Raw genomic sequence first — 17,173 nt, 5'->3', positions numbered from 1 at the left:
TTCTGGAACAGGCTGAACATGGCCGCGCCCCGTTTTCACACGATGCCAAGCGCGCGCGATTTTAGCGAAGCGGTTTCGGTGACGATCCCGGCCACCTCATCGATGGCGTCAAAGGCGCTGGCCAGATCTTCCGCCGTCGAACAATAGGGCGGCATCAGGTAAAGCACATTGCCAAGCGGGCGAATGACGAACCCGCGCTCGCGGAACAATTGCCGCATTCGCGGCCCCGCCTCGGCGAGATAACCGCCGGCGGGCACCACGAGATCGAGGGCCGCGATGGTCCCCATCTGCCGGATGCCGATGAAACGCCGATCATTCGTAAATCGCCGGAGATTGTCGCGCAGAACCTGTTGCAATTGCCCGATGCGTTGAAGCACGGGCTCATCCCGCCAGACCTGAAGATTGGAGACGGCCGTAGCGCAGGCAATCGGATTGGCCGTATAGGAACTGGAATGGAAAAAGGTCTTGCGGCGATCCGTCGAAAAATGCGCGCCGAAAATCTCCGCGCTGCATAGCGTTGCCGCAAGCGGGAGAGAGCCGCCCGTAAGCCCTTTGGATGTGCACAGAATATCCGGTGACATGCCGGCCTGTTCGCAGGCGAACATGGTTCCGGTTCTGCCCCAGCCCGTCATCACCTCGTCAGCAATGACGAGGCAGCCATGGCGTTGGGCGATCTGTTTCATCCCGGCCAGAACATCCGCGCCGTAAATCCTCATGCCGCCGGCCCCAAGCACCAGCGGCTCGACCAGCAGGGCGGCGATGCGGCCTGAACGGCAGAAGTCTTCGAACATGTCCAGCGTGTACTGTTCACCGCCCGCTTCCGGAAAAGCCAGCCGGTCGACGCCGAAGAGCAGCGGTTCGTAGGCGGCATTGAAGACACCGCGCTCACCGGTCGACATGGTGCCGATAGTGTCGCCGTGATAGCCATGCTCCATCACCACGATACGGTCGCGCTTTTCTCCGCGATTGTGGAAATATCCCAGCGCCATTTTCAGCGCCACCTCAACCGCCGTTGAGCCGCTATCGGAATAAAACACATGGCTTAGCCCGGCGGGCGCAAGCTCGATCAGCCCGCGCGCCAGCGTTTCGGCGGGTTCATGGGAGAACTCGGCGAAAATGACTTGATCGAAGGCCTCTGTCGCGGCGCGGATGGCCGCCATGATCGCCGGATGCCGGTGCCCGTGGGTGATGACCCACCAGGAGGAAATGGCGTCGAACAGGCGATTGCCGTCCTCATCGACGAGAAATGCGCCTTCCGCTGATACGACGCGTTTCATCGGCGGTTCCAGCCCATGCTGGGTGAAGGGATGCCAGACAGGGGAACGGCTCATGCCGGCGCCTCCAGAAAATCAGCGAGATTGAAGTGTCGGGCAAATGCCCAATGCAGCGCCTCTGATGTCATCTCCGGCAGGCACGGCAGACGGCCGAGCCGGCGAACGGCGCCGATATTGGCGATGACGCGCTCATTTTCCCGGTTCTCATCGCCGATGAAGACCACGCCCTGCACGGGAATGGCGCGGTGCCGCAACGCCTCAAGCGAGAGCAGCGTGTGGTTGATGGTGCCGAGAGACGTTCTTGCGCACAGCACAAGCGGAATTTGCCAGCGGGCGAAGATATCGGCGAAGAGCACCGTGTCCGTCAGCGGCACCAGAAGCCCGCCCGCCCCCTCGATCACCAGCGATCCATCCGTTTGCGGCGGCAGCAGCTGCGTGGGGTCGATCGTTACATTCTCGAGGCGAGCCGATAGATGCGGCGAGGCCGGCATTTTCAGGCGATAGGCCTCCGGCAGGATGCGCGCGCGCGGCACGCCACCCAGCCGTTCCACCGTCTCGCTGTCTGTTTCTTCCTCCAGCCCGGATTGCACGGGTTTCCAGTAACAAGCCTGCAGGGCGTGGGTCAGCGCTGCGGAAAAAACCGTCTTGCCGATGCCCGTATCGGTGCCGGAGATAACGAAACGAGGGCTCATCTCCGCTCCTGCGCCAGCGAAAGGGCAAGCAAACCGATCATATCGGCGATCTGGCCCTCATCCACATTGAGCGTGATGGCGATGCGCAGGCGCGCCGTGCTCTCCGGCACCGTCGGCGGGCGGATCGCGCGTACATCGAAACCGCCGTCCCGCAGATGTGCGGCGATACGAAGCGAACGGGCATTATCGCCAATCATCACCGGCAGGATCTGCGAGCCGCTGGGCGCAACGCCGAGCCGGGAGCGAAGCTCCTCGCCGGCAAAGTTTACCAGTTCCGCCAGCCGCAGGCGTCGCCATGGTTCATCGGCAACGATGCGCAGGGCCTCCCGCACCGCGGCCGCCATCAGCGGCGAAGGCGCGGTCGAATAGATGAAACCGCGGGCGCGGTTGACGAGGTAGTCGGCGAGCACCGCCGGCAGGCTCAAAAGCGCGCCGGAAAGACCGAGCGCCTTGCCGCAGGTGTGCAATGCCACCACATTGCCATGGCCTTCCAGCTCCGCGGCAAGACCACGCCCGCCTGGGCCGAAAACACCGGTGGCATGGGCTTCATCGACGACAAGGAAGCCTCCGTGTTGCCCGGCAAGATCAGCCAGGGCCGAAAGGGGCGCACGGTCGCCATCCATGGAATAAAGGCTTTCGACGGCGATCCACGGTCGGCCCCGGCCACCCTCCTGCCGCCAGCGGATTATTTCCCGTTCGAATGCCTCGACCTGATTATGCGGCACGGCGATCGCCTTCGCCTTGCCGGCTGCAATACCGTCATGGACGCTGGCATGGATCAGCGCGTCGTGAAGAACGAGGTCTTCCCGCAGCGGCAATGTGGAGAACAGCGCGACATTGGCGGCAAAACCGCTGCCGAAATAGATCGCTTTTTCCGCACCGAAAAGCGCCGCCGCTTCCGCTTCCAGCGCCTCATGTTCGCGGTGGTTGCCGCGCAGCAGCCGCGAGCCGCCGGCCCCCACCGGCACACCCCTTCCGATGGCGTCGGCAAATGCCGCCTTCAGCCGGGGCGAATCGGCAAGGCCAAGATAGTCATTGGAGGTGAAATCGATCCCCTGTTGAGGAGCGAGCGCGCGCAGCCGCGATTTGCGCTCCAGGCCGGCAAGCTTCGCCTCATAGGGAGAGAACGCCGTGAGGTTCACGGGCACCCTCCCGCCTCCCCAGACTGCAATTCCGTGGACTGCAGTTCCATCGGCTTCAGCCCCAGACGGCGGAAAAGCGCCGTATCGTGGTCCTCACCCGGATTATCCGCCGTCAGCAGCGTCTCGCCGATGAAGATGGAGTTGGCGCCGGCCAGGAAACAGAGCGCCTGCGTCTCATCGCTCATCTCCGTGCGCCCGGCCGAAAGCCGCACATGCGAACGCGGCATGAGGATGCGTGCCAGCGCGATGGTGCGGACGAAATCGATCGGATCGACGGGATCGGCCTTGGCAAGCTTCGAGCCGGGGATCGGGATCAGCATGTTGATCGGCACGCTTTCCGGCGGCACCGGCAGGTTGGCGAGCGTCACCAGCATCGAGATCCGGTCTTCCACCGTTTCCCCCATGCCGAGAATGCCGCCGGCGCAGACCTTGATGCCGGCATCGCGGACATTGGCAAGCGTTTCCAGCCGGTCTTCGAAGGTGCGGGTGGTGATGATCTGCGAATAGAACCGCTCGGAAGTGTCGACGTTGTGGTTGTAGTAGTCGAGACCGGCATCGGCCAGCCGCTCGGATTGCTCCGGCGTCAACATGCCGAGCGTCATGCAGGTTTCCATGCCGAGCGCCTTCACGCCCTCGACCATGGCCACAACGGCCTCCATGTCGCGCTCCTTGGGATTGCGCCAGGCAGCGCCCATGCAATAACGCGTCGCGCCGCCCTCCTTCGCCTTGCGCGCCTCAGCCAGCACCCGCTCCACTTCCATCAGTTTGGAGGCCTTGAGGCCGGTGGGGTTGCGGGCGGACTGGCTGCAATAGCCGCAATCCTCCGGGCAGCCGCCGGTCTTGATGGATAAAAGCCGGCTCATCTGGATGGCATTGGGATCGAAATGACAGCGATGCACTTGCTGGGCGCGAAACAGGAGATCGTTAAAAGGTAAATTATAGATAATTTTGGCTTCTTCGAGCGACAAGCCATTGCTGAAACCCACAATCGGAGCTGGATTTCTGTCGATTTGCGTGACGATCTGGTCCATCTGTCGATCTTTCCCTCAAAATAAATAGATAGAAGTTCTTTTTATCTATTTTTTTCGAACTGCTTTTTGCAAGCACTTTTTTCGGGAAAATTTTGTCGGCAGGAGAGATGGCGGCATATGCGAGGATCGGAACCGCCGGCCTTTGCCGCTGAAATTCATTGAATACGCACGTGCTCACGGAAAAGATCGGGCCGGCCCATGGCGTGCAAAGTCCGCACTTGCTAAGGGTGAGGCATGATCACACTTCGTCCCTCCGAGAGCCGCGACGCTTCCCGCATCCTCGACATATGGAGCAGAGCAGTCGACGCCACCCACGGGTTCCTTCTGCCGGCGGATCGCGCCGCGATCGGGGAGGAAGTCGAAGCTTTTCTGCCGCAGGCGCCGCTCACGCTGGCGGTCGATGTTTCTGACCGCCCCCTCGGTTTCATGTTTCTGCATGAAGGGCATATGGAGGCGCTTTTCATCGATCCGGACCATCATGGCCAGGGCATCGGCAAGGTTCTGGTCCAGCGGGCGCTTGCGCTCCACCCCGCATTGACCACGGACGTCAACGAACAGAACGCCGGGGCCATGGGTTTTTATCGCCGGCTGGGATTCGAACCGACGGGACGCTCCGACCTCGACGGACAGGGGCGACCCTATCCGCTCGTTCATCTTCGATTTCGCGCAACGGAAAAATAGGCCGCCAGGATCGTCGGGGAGGATCAAGCCACGAACACCATAGTCCGCTTCGCAACCGACGATTTTCTGCCCGAACACCGCTTCGACCAATGGCGCGAAGTGCGCGGCAAAAGCCTGTTTGGCGTGACGATCGAGCTTGCGCGGGACCTTCGCCACAGCTTCAGGGGTTCGTTTCAGGCGCGCGCCGTCGCCGGCGCCGTGGTGACCGAGATGCACGCTTCCTCTTACCGGGTGAACCGCACCGAAGCCGATATTGCCCGCATTGCCGGCGACAGCCTCTGCATCGGCCTGCAGGTCAGGGGCTCCGGCTTTCTGCATGCCGGCAAAAATCAGGTTCACGCGGTCGGCGGCGGCGATATCACCATCAACTATTCCGACTTGCCCTATGATGCGATACCGGGAAACGAGGCGGATTTTCACTACAGGATGCTGAAGATCCCCGTGGACTACGAGGTCATGCTCGGTCAGGCCACCGATGATCTGTTTGCGACGCGTTATGCGGAAAACAACAGTTTCTCCCTGCCCTTCCGGGCCCTTTTCAACGCGCTGAACGCCGACCCCGGCAGGCTCATCGATCCCGCCCGCGATGTCACGCATATCGCCCGGCTTGCCATGACGGCGCGCGGGCGGCTTTCGCCCGCCATGCCGGAGGTGCGCGCCGCGCTCAGGACCGGGCTCTGTTACGCGGCGCAGGACATCATGATACGGAAAAAATCCCGGCAGAACCTCACCCCTGCCGCCGTCGCAAGGGAACTGGGCATTTCGCTTCGGCAATTGCACGTGGTTTTCGAGGGTGCCGAACTGTCGTTTTCCCGCACGCTCTCCTCCATCCGGATCGAGGAGGCGAGACGGTTGCTGCTGGCATTCCCTGCCTTGCCGGTCACGCAGATCGCCTATGGCTGCGGCTTCGACAGCCTCGCTACTTTCTACAGGGTATTCGCCGGCACCTATGGCATGACGCCCGGCGACGCCCGCGCTGCGGATATGTCGCCGGCTTAAAATTTCACCTCTGCGCGCAATGAGAAGACGCGCCATTTCAGCTCCTGTAAGGCCGATTGGATCATCCCATCCCGGAGCGCGGCCCATGACCAATTTTTTCGACTTTGCGATCTCCCGGTTGCCGACCGCGACAGCCGATTGCCGCAGGCCAGCGCCCGGCGAAATAGAGGCGATGCTGCAAAAAGGGTCCTTCGCGGCGGCGCTGCGTCTGCTGGCGGGAAGTTTCATCGCCCTCTACGAAGGCTCGCCCGAGATGACCGCGCTTTTTGCGACGCGCCAGAGCCGGCTTCTGTGTCACGCGCTTCTGGCGCTCTATTTTCAGAAATGCAGCGCCTGTGAAACCGCGGAGGGAGAAGCCGTCCTGACGCGGGAAGATTTCGGCCATCTGGCGCTTCGGCATGGGCTCGCCAGCCATAGTGTCGCTTATGCCTTCTTCAGAGAGGCGCTGAAACGCGGAATGACACGCCCGGCAGACCGGTCCAGCAATGGGGTCGTGCCTTCAGCCCCGGCGCTGGCGATGCTCGCCCAATGGTACGACGTGCATTTTCAGGCACTGGATCTGCTCGATGAGGGCTTCAGGGCATCACGTTTCATCAAACGGTCAGAGACCATGCTTCCCCATATCCACCCGCGCGTATCGCAGGCGTTTCTGTCGCATCCGGAGGTGCGCTGCCCCGGCCCGCTTTCCATCATCTTCAACTGGTTCGATGCGGGGGGGCTGCTGATGGACCGCCTTATCGCCGGCATCGACTGGGAAAGGCCGGCCGAACAGGGCAGGCGCCTGACCGATGTGGAAACCGTGACGCAACTGGCGACATCCCTCTCCCTGTCGCGTATCCACATCGGCCGCAAGCTAGCGGCGGCCGAACTGATCGGCGGCATCGGCTGGAGCGGACGACGCGGCCGTTCCGCGCTCTGGATTTCGCAGAGTTTTTACGAGGAATATGCCCGAATGCAGGCCCGCAAGCTCCTTATTCTCGATGAAGCCTTCATCGACTTCGTGTGAGGTGCGGGCAGGCTGCAGGCCCTGCCTTTGCGCGTGCCGGCCTCGCTCCGCATGAATGCGACATAACGGCTTTCGTCGATGGTTATGAGGGATATCCATTGACAAATCACAGGACTACAGCTTTTCTACGCAACATGCGTGAGATGTTGCGAACATCGAAATTGCTGGCCCTGTTGTTTAGACTGGTGATGATACTGTCACTGGCTGGCTATAGTGTTTCCACCGTCAATGCCGCAATGCATCCTGCCGAAGCCGGTGGAATGCAGCACGATCAGTCCGCCATGATGGATCACGGCGCGACGATGGACCATGGCGCCTCAGCCATGATGTCCGACAGTCATGATCACAACGATATGGCCGAACAGGACGGCGGCGTCAAAAAGCCCGTCAAGCCGCAATGCTGCGGCGATTTCTGTCTCGGCATGGCGGTTCTGATCAGCCACGACACCATTGGCAGACCCGTCGTCAACAGCATCCGTTCCTTCCTCGACGACAGCAAGGCGCTGGGCCAGACTCCGCTCCTTCACCGCCCGCCGAATATCTGAACAGGCAAAGCCCGCCTTTGGGCAATGACCGTGCGTGAGCGGCTTTAGCGCCGTCGCGCCGTTGCATCTCCTGTTCGGAAAATACCCATGAACCCAATTTACATTGTGGTTGCGGCGCCCCTGCTTCTGGGCGGCTGCACAGCCACATCCCTGATGAACGACGCCGCCTCCTATGACGACGCGGCAAACCCTTCGCTCGGCGCGGCCCCCATCCGCTATCAGACCCCGGTCGCAGGTTACACGCACCGCGCGCCGGTGGACCCGAAGCCCTGGCGTAACCAGAACGATGCGCAGGCTCCGAAAGGAGACGCATCATGACGATACTTACCTTCAAACTCGGAGCGAAACTCGCGGCCGCCCTTTGCCTGCCGTTTCTTCTCGGCGGCTGTGTCACGGCCGCCCAATATGCGTCGCGTGACGCAGGTTTCACCAATGTTTCGGCCAGGACATCCGAGGCGACAGGCAAGCAGGCGGTCTGGGTGCAGAACCGGGCCGAGGCGCAGGCGACGCAGGCCCGCGTCAAATCGTTGATGGCCGCCGGCAAAAGCCTCGATGTCGAGACGGCGGTGCAGGTTGCGCTCCTGAACAACAAGGGCCTTCAGGCAGCCTATGCCGATCTCGGCGAATCCGCCGCCACCGCATGGCAATCGACCATGCTGGTCAATCCGCGGGTCGGCATCGGGCTGACGGGGATCGGCACGCCGGGGCTCAGGGCCTATCAGGCGATCGAGGGTGTCGTCGTCACCAATATTCTGGCGCTGGCCACCCTCAAGAAAAATGTCGAGATCGCCGATACCGGCTTCCGCAAGGCGCAGCTTGGCGCCGCGCTGAAGACGCTGCAACTGGCGGCCGATACCCGCCGCGCCTGGATTACCGCGGTGGCGGCATGGGAAAATGTCGGCCAGCTGGCGCAGGCACAGACCGCGGCGGATGCCGCCTCGGAACTTGCCGTGAAACTTGGCGAGGCGGGTTCGCTCAACAAGGAGGGCCAGGCCCGCGAGCAGGTCTTTTACGCCGAGTTGACCGGCCAGATCGCCAGGGCGCGGCTTGAGGCCCGTCTTGCCAAGGAGGAACTGACCCGGCTGATGGGGCTGTGGGGAGCGGATATCGAATATACCATTCCCAACCGCCTGCCCCCGCTTCCGAAGGCGCTTACCAAACGGGACATGATCGAGGCCGAGGCGCTGCAGCGCCGCGTGGACTTGCAGATGGCAAAGCTCGATCTGGAGGCGACCGCCCGGTCGTTCAAGCTCACCGAAGCCACCCGATACGTGACCGATCTCGAAATCCGTTCCGGCTTCGAGACCGAGCGCGAGCTGGAAGACGGCGAAATCCACAAGCAGACCACCGGCAATGCCGAGCTGGAATTCGTCATTCCGATCTTCGATTCCGGTCAGGCGCGCATGCGAGAATCCGAACTCGCCTATATGCGCGCGGCAAACCTGCTGGCGGAAAAGGCGGTCAATGTCCGCTCGGAAGCCCGCTCCGCCTATCAGGCCTATCGCTCGAACTATGACATCGCCCGGCATTACCGCAACAGCGTGGTGCCGCTGCGCACCAAAATCGAGGAGCAGTCGTTGCTAACCTATAACGGCATGATCACCAACACCTTCGAGCTTCTGGCCGACAGCCGGGAAAAGGTCAATTCAAGCCTGCTCGCCATCAACGCGAAACGTGACTTCTGGCTCGCCGAGGCCAGCCTCGCTCCCGCCATTTACGGCGGCGGCACGGGTGCTGCGGCAGGCGCGGAGACCGAGGTTGCCGCCGCTGGCGGCGGCGGTGGCGGACACTGAGAAAGGAAACGACCATGTTTAACAGAAGAAACTTTCTGGGTGTCGGCGCCGCAATGGTCTCCTCGGCGGCCTGGGCGAAAACATCCAACACCAGCCTGCCGGAAGCGGCCGTGATGGAAACGGCTGCGACCCAGGCCCCGGTCAAGCCCACCACCGGCCCGGACTACAACCCCGTCGTCACCCTCAACGGCTGGACCCTGCCCTTCCGGATGAACAACGGCGTCAAGGAATTCCACCTTGTCGCCGAGCCGGTGGAGCGCGAAATGGCGGAGGGCATGACCGCCCGCCTCTGGGGTTACAACGGCCAGTCGCCCGGCCCGACCATCGAGGCCGTCGAAGGCGACCGGGTGCGTATTTTCGTCACCAACAAGCTGCCGGAACATACGACGATCCACTGGCACGGCATGATCCTGCCGTCCGGCATGGACGGCGTCGGCGGGTTGTCGCAACCGCATATCCCGGTTGGCAAAACCTTCGTCTACGAGTTCGACCTCGTGAAGTCCGGCACCTTCATGTACCACCCGCATTCGGACGAGATGGTGCAGATGGCGATGGGCATGATGGGCTTCTTCGTGATCCATCCGAAGGATCCGGCCTTCATGCCGGTGGACCGCGACTTCGTGTTCCTCATCAATGCCTTCGACATCGATCCCGGCTCCTATGTGCCGAAGATCATGACCATGACCGACTTCAATCTATGGTCATGGAACAGCCGGGTGTTTCCGGGCATCGATCCGCTGGTGGTTTCCAAGGACGACCGGGTGCGCGTGCGCGTCGGCAACCTGACCATGACCAACCATCCGATCCACATGCACGGTTACGATTTCGAGGTGACCTGCACGGACGGCGGCTGGGTGCGGCCCGAGGCGCGCTGGCCGGAGGTGAGTATCGATATCCCCGTGGGTGCGATGCGGGCCTATGAATTCGACGCCAAATATGTCGGCGACTGGGCGATCCATTGCCACAAGTCGCACCATACGATGAATGCGATGGGACATGACGTTCCGACCTTCATCGGCGTCGACAAGAAGACCGTCGCGGAGAAAATCCGCAAGGTACGGCCGGAATATATGCCGATGGGCACCGCCGGCATGGCCGATATGGGCGCGATGGAAATGGAAATCCCTGAGAACACCGTACCCATGATGACGGGTTGGGGTCCGCACGGCCCCATCGAGATGGGCGGCATGTTCTCCGTGGTGAAGGTCCGCGAAGGCATCTCCGCGGGCGATTACTCGGATCCCGGCTGGTACGAAAACCCGCCCGGAACCCAGGCCTGGGAATGGACCGGCGAGTTGCCGGATACGACCAAGACCAATGACCCCAAAACGCAGATCACGCCGAAACCGATGAAACACGGCTGATCGCGCAGACCCAACCCCCACAAGAACCCCACCAAAATCAAGGAAATATGGAATGACCAAACTGAAAATTGCACTGCTTCTTGCCGCTCTCGCCACGCCCGCCCTTGCATCGGGCACCCACGGCGGCGGCCATGAAGCGATGGCGATCGGCGAACCGGGCGACAAGGCCAAGGTGACCCAGACCATTCAGGTGACGATGAAGGAAACGCCTGACGGCAAGATGCTGTTCACCCCCGCCAAGTTCGACTTCAAGAAAGGCAAGACGGTTCGCTTTGTCGTGAAGAATGTCGGTGAACTGGACCATGAATTCATTCTCGACGAACAGAAGGCCAATCTGGAGCACAAGGCCGCCATGGAGAAGGCTCCGGAGATGGAGCACGACAATCCGAACGCGATCAGCCTCGCGCCCGGCGAAAGCGGCGAAATCATCTGGAAATTCACCAATGACGGCATGTTCGAGTTCGCCTGCCTGAAACCCGGACATTACGAGGCCGGCATGCGCGGCGATCTCAAAGTTTCTGCAAAGTAACCCGGCAACAAAGGAATCTGACCATGAAGACCATCGTTAAAATCACCGTCGCAGCAGCACTCCTGCTCACCGCTCCCCTCAGTGCATTCGCAGAGGAATTCACCAAGGGAACGGTAAAGAAGGTCGATGCCGCAGCCAAGAAGGTCACCATCATCCATGAAGAACTGAAGAACCTCGACATGCCGGCCATGACGATGGTGTTCCGCGTCAAGGACGATGCGATCCTCGCCAAGCTCAAGGAAGGCGCCAATATCGAGTTCGTCGCCGAACGCGCCGACGGTAAGCTGGTCGTCGCCCAGGTGAAATAAGGCCATCTGGCCGCTCGGCAAGAAGCAGCAAGGGCAGCGGTTTTCCGCTGCCCTTTTTGATATTGGGCGGAGGGGATTCCCCTCCGCCTTATAGTTCCGCAAATGGCCTTGTTTCCGCGGCGGGCCGCGTCCCGTCGACCCTGCGCGAGAAGGCGGCGTCTATCGCCTGCCGGTTGTTCATGAACGGCCGCTGGAGCAGAAGGAACACCGCGAGCATCAAGGGCCATGCAATCAGGACATCGGAGAGAAAGTGAGCGCCCATTGCCACCCTGTTCAGGGAGACAATCACGATAAATGGCGCCAGTATCGCGATACCGATCAGGCGAAATTTCTCTGGCAGGAGAATGGTGAAGGCCAGAAGAGCGGCTGCGGAAGCGCTTTCACCGGAAGGAAAAGAGCAATTTCGGGCACAGCCACCGTCAAGGGAAAGAACCGGTGTAAACAACAGGTCTCCCCCGAACTGGCCAAGATGGCGCGGTCTTGCCCTGCCAAACGCGTTTTTCAGCATATGAACCGAGGCGCCCGGTCCCAGAGCAAAAAAGACGCCAATAAGCAGCAGCTTGTGCGGTGGAAAAACCCGGTGCAGGCCGCCCGAAAATGGCATGAGGACAAGCATGCACACCAACCCCGACAATAAAACCGGCGGAAGCATGCGGTTCAGATCTCGGACGGAAACGAGGAACTCGTCCTCGCCAAGGTGGAAACGGTCCGTCCAGAATTGCCGGCTCACCTCAAGATCGATATCCGACCTGATCGTGAAGACGATCATCATCGCAAGAGCGGCCAGAAGGGCCAGCAGGGAGGAACTGCCGGAGGCACGCAAAAAAGCCTGATGGGCGACATGGATGGCGCCTGCGCGAAATTTCGACCTCTGGGTCCAATTCCGCTTTTTCCGGTCGGTTTTACTGGCGAGACGCTGGTGCATGGCCAGTTCTCTTCCGCAGAAATGTCAAGGCTTTGCGGAGAAAGAGACAAGACTGCAAGGAAAGCGGCACCGATAGTGTTTATTCGGGGATAGAGGCTCTTGCCCGATGTTTCGCATCCGCTTAGCGTCCCGGCGTTACTAAGGCTTACAGAAGCAGATTTGCGGATCGAGTATGGACAAAGGGCTTATTCTGATCGTCGAAGACGACCCCGATATTATTCAAATTCTGGACGCCTATCTCATTCGCGAAGGATACAGAACCGTCAGGGCGAGCGACGGAGAAATAGCGCTGACGCATTTCTCCATGTTGAGACCGGATCTGGTTCTCCTCGACATTCGCCTGCCGAAGTTCGATGGCATCGAGGTATTGAACCGCATCCGGCGGGAACGGGATACGCCTGTCATCATGGTCACCTCTCTTGCGGAGGATATGGACAAGCTGACCGGCCTTCGCCTCGGCGCTGACGATTACATCGTCAAACCTTTCAATCCCCATGAATTGATCGCGCGGGTGAATGCCGTGCTGAAACGCACGCGACAGCCGGCCGCCGGCGGGGTCTTGCGCTTCGGGGCCATCGAAGTGGACACCGAAGCCTATGTCGCGGCCGTTTGCGGCGATGGGGGACGGACCGTTCTGCCCCTGACGCTGAGCGAGTTCAGGATACTCGCCCATATGACGCGCCGCCCCACCCACGCCTTTCAGCGCGCCGATATTCTGGATGCCTGCCTGCCGGAAAGCGATGCGCTGGCGCGCACCATCGACACGCACATCGCCAATCTGCGCAAGAAACTGGCGGATCATGGCGCCTGCGGTTATCTGGTCTCGGTGCGCAGCGTCGGTTATCGGCTGGCCGGGGAGCAGAAACCATGAAGCTCTGGCGACTGCGACTGCGCACGATGACGGCGATCACGATCACCACGATGCTCATCTTTGCCGTCGCGTTGGTCTATTTCGGCGTTTCCTGGTATGCGGACAATATTGAAGAGCGCATCATCGCCCAGCTATCGCCCGATGCCTCCAAGGCCTTCTCGGATATCGACCGGGGCGTGATGCCGGATCAGCGCCAGCTTGAGGCCCTTATCGAGGTTTTGCCGGGCCTGGAGGACGAGGCGGATAACGAGCTTATCAAATCGGTATTCCTCTTCGGATTGCTCGGTGTCCTTCTGTGCAGCTTGCTCGGTTACTTCATCTCGCGGCGCATTGCAGCACCTCTCGGCGAACTTGCCGATGCCGCGCGGCGCATGGCGACCGGCGATTTCAGCGGAGGCGCAAAGATCAAGGCGAGCCCCATCGCCGAAGTCGCATTTCTGGTCGACAGTTTCGAGAGCCTGACGCGGGAGCTTCAGATGATGGAGCGCCGGCTGAAGTTCAACACGATGGCGGTGGCCCACGAATTGCGCACCCCGCTTACGATCCTGCAGGGCCGTTTGCACGGCATCGCGGATGATGTCTTTCCCCTCGACAAGCAAGCCATTCGCCACCTCATCGTCCATGTGGAAGGGCTGGCGCGTCTTGTCGATGATTTGCGCACACTTTCCCTGGCGGAAACCAACAGCCTTGTCAAAGACACGCAGCCGCTTGATCTTGCCGCCGAATGCGCGGCCGTGGCTGAAGCGGCGCGGCCGCTGATGGATGAGGCCGGCATCGATATCGATATGTCGCTGGAGCCCGCTCCCATCTGCGGCGACCGCCAACGCCTTCGGCAGCTATTGCTGATCCTGATGGACAATGTGCGCCGCTATGCGGCGAGCGGCAAGTTTCTGCGCTGTTCGACCGGGCTTCAGGATGGGCGTCCCTTCGTCACGATCGAGGATAAGGGGCCGGGCTTTCCCCCTGGCGTCGAGGCGCACGGCATCGAACTCTTCTGGCGAACGGAACCGTCACGCGCGCGCAAAACCGGCGGCACCGGGCTCGGCCTGTCGATTGCCCGCGCAATCGCACGGGCGCATGACAGCGATCTGCAGATAAAGACGCGACCGGACGGCGGAACCATCGTGACGGTTCTCTTCGCCCAAACGCCCTGAAAGATTTCCGCGGGCAATCCGTTGCAACAACGAACCGGTCTTCATGGAAGACAGGCTGTTTCTCGACAGAATCTCGACAATTCCGGCGCATGCCCCGGCTGAACGCTCATGTTCTGCCGGAAGCCCATGTATGTCGCGCATTCAAGATGCTGCCGTTCTGGCAGAGAAACGCCCGGTCACCGATGAGGTGGTCCAGACGGTTTCGGAAACACCTCATTTTTTGCTGTTCCGGAGAATTATGACCTTTGCCGGACGTGCCCACTGGAAGCGGGCCGTCCTTTTCTGGCTGCGTTTTGCAGCCAATCCATTGGTCACCTTTCGATGGTGGTGGTTTCTGGCCGGGTTTTCAGCGGAGCGAGAATTCCCACTCCCGCATGACGACCTTCTCCAAAAACCGCTGTCGAAATTCCTGATCAATAAAGTTTCCCGGAAGAGACGGCTGGCTTTTCTCATGGACAATTTCGCAATTGCGGACCGGCATTTTCCCAGGAGCACCACGGCCGGGCTGTGGACGGGAAAAACCATGGACATGGGCACGGTTCGCGGCCGGAACGATGAATATCGATGCATTCTGGCGTTGGCGGATCGTTGCGGCGGCCGGCACGAGGGCGCTTTGGCTGTCAGGCTCGTGCGCGACCATGACAACGCCGTTCTGTGGACGGCGACTTTTACTTTTCTGGAAGGATGCGAAACGCAGCACCACACGATTGTCGTCGGAGGCATGCAGGGTCCACGCGCCGCGAAAGAGCAAATGGTGTCGGTGACGCGCGATCTCTCGGGACTTCGCCCCAAGGAAGCAGCGCTGATGGTTCTGCAAGGTCTCGCCTGCGAGGGTGAGCTCAGCTATTTCGCTGTCGCCCATTCCAGACACCCCATCCGCTACCGTCGCGCCCGACGGCAAAAAATGATGGTTTCAGACATCGATGCCTTCTGGCGGGAACGCTCCGGCGAACCGGACAAGACATTCGGTTTCGAAGTGCCATTCTCCAGCCTCGAGGGGAGAGACAAGCGCAGCCACATGAAATTGTCTTTTTTCAACCTCGGCAAACGCTTCCGCGAGGATAAGGCAACAGAAAACGTCTAGGGGCATCGCGGAGAAAGTCTTGCGGGGAAGGGTCGGGAGGCTCCGCCCGTGCCCATATTTTCGCACCGCATCGTGGTGCGAAAGTTACAGCTAATAAATATGATAAAAAAAATCATCTTTATCGGCTCGGCCGTCTTGCTGCACGCGGATGGCCGGTGTTATCCAGAGACCATGCAGCAAATTGACAGCCCGGATCTTCTGGACGCGTTTTTGAATGTGAAGAGCAAGCTTGCCGCGGCGATCTATCACCGCGTGCGTTGCCACGCGACCACCTTCGATCTCGTGCAGGACACGTTCCTGCGATTGTGGGAGCGGCGGAAACTGCTGGGCCTCACGGGCGATCTTTGCGGTTATGTCATCATCACCGGCAGAAACCTTGCCATAGACCATGAGCGGCGCAAGCGCATCGCCCCGGTCTTTACCGGCATCGAACATCTTGCTTTCATCGCCGATCCCTCGCCCACGCAGGAAACCTGCATGATCGGGCGGCAGGAGCTGGAACGCCTGCAAATGCTTGTCGATGCCCTGCCGCCGCGATGCCGGGACGTGTTCCTGCTTTCGCGCATCGAAGGCCTGACCTTCGTGGAAATCGGCCAGCGGCTGCATATTTCGCCGAAAACCGCTTTCGGCCATATGGTCACCGCTCTTGAAAAGCTGAAGACCGGCATGACGCCTGCGGGCGAGAGATGAAGATGGCCGCGGGCAAGGATGCGACCGCGGAGACGCCGGCTGGCCGCGAAACCGCAGCCCAAGGTGACGAAGCCGCAATAGCGCATGCGGCGGCAAGCTGGTTTGCGCATTTTCTGGAACCCGGCGCAACCGCAGCCGACGAAAGCGAATTCCGTCGCTGGATCGAGGCCAACGAGCGGCATGCACGCGCCTATGCCGATATCGAGCGCATATGGCTTGGCGCCGGCATGGCGCCGCAGCTTGCACAGGCGCAGCCGCTTGGCCGCCGTCGGTTGCTGAAAAACGGCGCAGCGGGACTTCTGCTGATCGGCGGCGTCGGAGCCGCAGCGTGGCAGGCGACACGCCCGGCCGGAGACTATGAAACCGCGATTGGCGAGACCCGCAGCATCGCACTTTCCGACGGTTCGACCGTCGAGCTTTCCACATCGAGCGCCATTTCCGTGAATTTCACCCCACAGCGGCGGCAAATCACGCTGCTGTCGGGTGAGGCGTTCTTCCGGGTTGCCCCGGATCGGAACCGGCCATTTTCCGTGATTACGGAAGACCTGGTGACCACGGCGCTCGGCACCGCCTTTTCCGTCTGTCGCGCAGGTTCCTCCGTCTCGGTTTCGGTGGCCGAACATGCCGTCGAGGTCGCCGCCAGACAGTCGCGGCAGGCGGTGGAGGCCGGTTACAGCATCTCCTACCGCGACGGTGTTCTCTCGCTACCCGAAGCAACCGATATCGAAACGCGGCTTGCGTGGCGGCAGGGCAAGCTGGTCTTCATCTCGACGCCCCTGAAAGAGGTCGTCGCGCGACTGGAGCAATGGCGTCGCGGCCGCATGATCGTTCTGGGCGATGCGCTCGGCAGACAGCCGGTGACGATGATCGTCGATGTCAGACGCCGGGAAAAAATCGGGCAAATCCTCGAAGAGGGCCTGCCCGTCACGGTCACCGATTATTCCCCCTGGCTGTCGGTCATCCGCCAGCGCTAGAGCATTTACAGGAAAAAGTGGAGCGCGGGCCTCCGTCCGAAAATGCGAAAGCACTCCAGAGGCATTGCCTGCACAGGCGCTTAAAAAAATTCGTCCGGGGACCGAGGTTTT

The 17,173-nt window shown here is 60.9% G+C and carries 20 protein-coding genes; 15 read left to right on the top strand and 5 right to left on the bottom strand.

The window, feature by feature from the left end; all coding sequences use genetic code 11:
- Nucleotides 1–35: 35 nt before the first annotated feature.
- From ACQZ5N_RS15840 to bioB, 4 genes are read right to left on the bottom strand one after another with little or no spacing between them, the layout of a single operon-like run.
- A complete protein-coding gene (locus tag ACQZ5N_RS15840) occupies nucleotides 36–1,331 on the bottom strand; it encodes an adenosylmethionine--8-amino-7-oxononanoate transaminase (RefSeq protein WP_448733415.1) in 1,296 nt (431 codons plus the stop codon).
- Nucleotides 1,328–1,966 (bottom strand): dethiobiotin synthase, encoded by a 639-nt coding sequence (gene bioD / locus ACQZ5N_RS15835; protein ID WP_448733414.1) that lies wholly within the window; start codon nucleotides 1,964–1,966, stop codon nucleotides 1,328–1,330. The genes ACQZ5N_RS15840 and bioD overlap by 4 nt, the downstream gene beginning before the upstream one ends.
- Nucleotides 1,963–3,108 carry an 8-amino-7-oxononanoate synthase gene (locus ACQZ5N_RS15830; RefSeq protein ID WP_448733413.1) on the bottom strand — a complete coding sequence of 382 codons (1,146 nt, stop codon included), beginning with the start codon at nucleotides 3,106–3,108 and terminating at the stop codon, nucleotides 1,963–1,965. The genes bioD and ACQZ5N_RS15830 overlap by 4 nt, the downstream gene beginning before the upstream one ends.
- Entirely contained in the window at nucleotides 3,105–4,139 is a 1,035-nt protein-coding gene (gene bioB / locus ACQZ5N_RS15825) for a biotin synthase BioB (RefSeq protein ID WP_448733412.1), read from the bottom strand. The genes ACQZ5N_RS15830 and bioB overlap by 4 nt, the downstream gene beginning before the upstream one ends.
- A 234-nt stretch (nucleotides 4,140–4,373) precedes the next feature.
- Between bioB and ACQZ5N_RS15820 the strand changes: the two genes are divergently transcribed.
- The 9 genes from ACQZ5N_RS15820 to ACQZ5N_RS15780 all read left to right on the top strand — a co-directional run bounded on the left by ACQZ5N_RS15820 (nucleotide 4,374) and on the right by ACQZ5N_RS15780 (nucleotide 11,364).
- Nucleotides 4,374–4,820: an acetyltransferase gene (locus ACQZ5N_RS15820; protein WP_448733411.1), complete on the top strand. Its 447-nt coding sequence runs from the start codon at nucleotides 4,374–4,376 to the stop codon at nucleotides 4,818–4,820.
- Between the two features lie 99 nt (nucleotides 4,821–4,919).
- Complete coding sequence (locus ACQZ5N_RS15815) at nucleotides 4,920–5,819, top strand: AraC family transcriptional regulator (RefSeq protein WP_448733410.1); 900 nt, start codon at nucleotides 4,920–4,922, stop codon at nucleotides 5,817–5,819.
- Nucleotides 5,820–5,904: 85 nt separating this feature from the next.
- Nucleotides 5,905–6,825, top strand: a complete 921-nt coding sequence (locus ACQZ5N_RS15810) for a hypothetical protein (RefSeq protein WP_448733409.1) — start codon at nucleotides 5,905–5,907, stop codon at nucleotides 6,823–6,825.
- A 134-nt stretch (nucleotides 6,826–6,959) separates the two neighbouring features.
- Nucleotides 6,960–7,370: a hypothetical protein gene (locus tag ACQZ5N_RS15805; protein ID WP_035239141.1), complete on the top strand. Its 411-nt coding sequence runs from the start codon at nucleotides 6,960–6,962 to the stop codon at nucleotides 7,368–7,370.
- Between the two features lie 87 nt (nucleotides 7,371–7,457).
- Nucleotides 7,458–7,688: a hypothetical protein gene (locus tag ACQZ5N_RS15800; RefSeq protein WP_080853909.1), complete on the top strand. Its 231-nt coding sequence runs from the start codon at nucleotides 7,458–7,460 to the stop codon at nucleotides 7,686–7,688.
- Nucleotides 7,685–9,163, top strand: coding sequence for a TolC family protein (locus ACQZ5N_RS15795; protein ID WP_448733408.1), 1,479 nt, complete (start codon nucleotides 7,685–7,687; stop codon nucleotides 9,161–9,163). The genes ACQZ5N_RS15800 and ACQZ5N_RS15795 overlap by 4 nt, the downstream gene beginning before the upstream one ends.
- A gap of 14 nt (nucleotides 9,164–9,177) precedes the next feature.
- Nucleotides 9,178–10,527 carry a multicopper oxidase family protein gene (locus tag ACQZ5N_RS15790; protein WP_035264521.1) on the top strand — a complete coding sequence of 450 codons (1,350 nt, stop codon included), beginning with the start codon at nucleotides 9,178–9,180 and terminating at the stop codon, nucleotides 10,525–10,527.
- A gap of 52 nt (nucleotides 10,528–10,579) precedes the next feature.
- Nucleotides 10,580–11,056 carry a cupredoxin domain-containing protein gene (locus ACQZ5N_RS15785; RefSeq protein WP_080819833.1) on the top strand — a complete coding sequence of 159 codons (477 nt, stop codon included), beginning with the start codon at nucleotides 10,580–10,582 and terminating at the stop codon, nucleotides 11,054–11,056.
- 23 nt (nucleotides 11,057–11,079) lie between these two features.
- On the top strand, nucleotides 11,080–11,364 hold the full coding sequence (locus ACQZ5N_RS15780) for a copper-binding protein (RefSeq protein WP_003522073.1): 285 nt from the start codon (nucleotides 11,080–11,082) through the stop codon (nucleotides 11,362–11,364).
- 88 nt (nucleotides 11,365–11,452) lie between these two features.
- Here ACQZ5N_RS15780 and ACQZ5N_RS15775 read toward each other — a convergent pair whose 3' ends face one another.
- Nucleotides 11,453–12,016, bottom strand: a complete 564-nt coding sequence (locus ACQZ5N_RS15775) for a phosphatase PAP2 family protein (protein ID WP_448733407.1) — start codon at nucleotides 12,014–12,016, stop codon at nucleotides 11,453–11,455.
- Nucleotides 12,017–12,061: 45 nt separating this feature from the next.
- On the opposite strand from ACQZ5N_RS15775, the gene ACQZ5N_RS15770 reads away from it, so the two are divergent.
- The 6 genes from ACQZ5N_RS15770 (at nucleotide 12,062) to ACQZ5N_RS15745 (ending at nucleotide 17,062) form a co-directional block, all read left to right on the top strand.
- Nucleotides 12,062–12,382: a hypothetical protein gene (locus ACQZ5N_RS15770; protein WP_448733406.1), complete on the top strand. Its 321-nt coding sequence runs from the start codon at nucleotides 12,062–12,064 to the stop codon at nucleotides 12,380–12,382.
- Nucleotides 12,383–12,461: 79 nt separating this feature from the next.
- Nucleotides 12,462–13,160 (top strand): response regulator, encoded by a 699-nt coding sequence (locus tag ACQZ5N_RS15765; protein ID WP_003522071.1) that lies wholly within the window; start codon nucleotides 12,462–12,464, stop codon nucleotides 13,158–13,160.
- A complete protein-coding gene (locus ACQZ5N_RS15760) occupies nucleotides 13,157–14,314 on the top strand; it encodes an ATP-binding protein (RefSeq protein WP_269831946.1) in 1,158 nt (385 codons plus the stop codon). The genes ACQZ5N_RS15765 and ACQZ5N_RS15760 overlap by 4 nt, the downstream gene beginning before the upstream one ends.
- A gap of 130 nt (nucleotides 14,315–14,444) precedes the next feature.
- Nucleotides 14,445–15,398 (top strand): DUF535 family protein, encoded by a 954-nt coding sequence (locus ACQZ5N_RS15755; RefSeq protein ID WP_448733405.1) that lies wholly within the window; start codon nucleotides 14,445–14,447, stop codon nucleotides 15,396–15,398.
- Between the two features lie 171 nt (nucleotides 15,399–15,569).
- Nucleotides 15,570–16,088: an RNA polymerase sigma factor gene (locus ACQZ5N_RS15750; RefSeq protein WP_448733404.1), complete on the top strand. Its 519-nt coding sequence runs from the start codon at nucleotides 15,570–15,572 to the stop codon at nucleotides 16,086–16,088.
- A gap of 2 nt (nucleotides 16,089–16,090) precedes the next feature.
- A complete protein-coding gene (locus ACQZ5N_RS15745; RefSeq protein WP_448733403.1) occupies nucleotides 16,091–17,062 on the top strand; it encodes a FecR family protein in 972 nt (323 codons plus the stop codon).
- Nucleotides 17,063–17,173 lie beyond the last annotated feature (111 nt).

Source organism: Agrobacterium sp. 22-221-1, from assembly GCF_053522445.1.
This window is presented reverse-complemented; position numbering and strand designations above follow the sequence as displayed.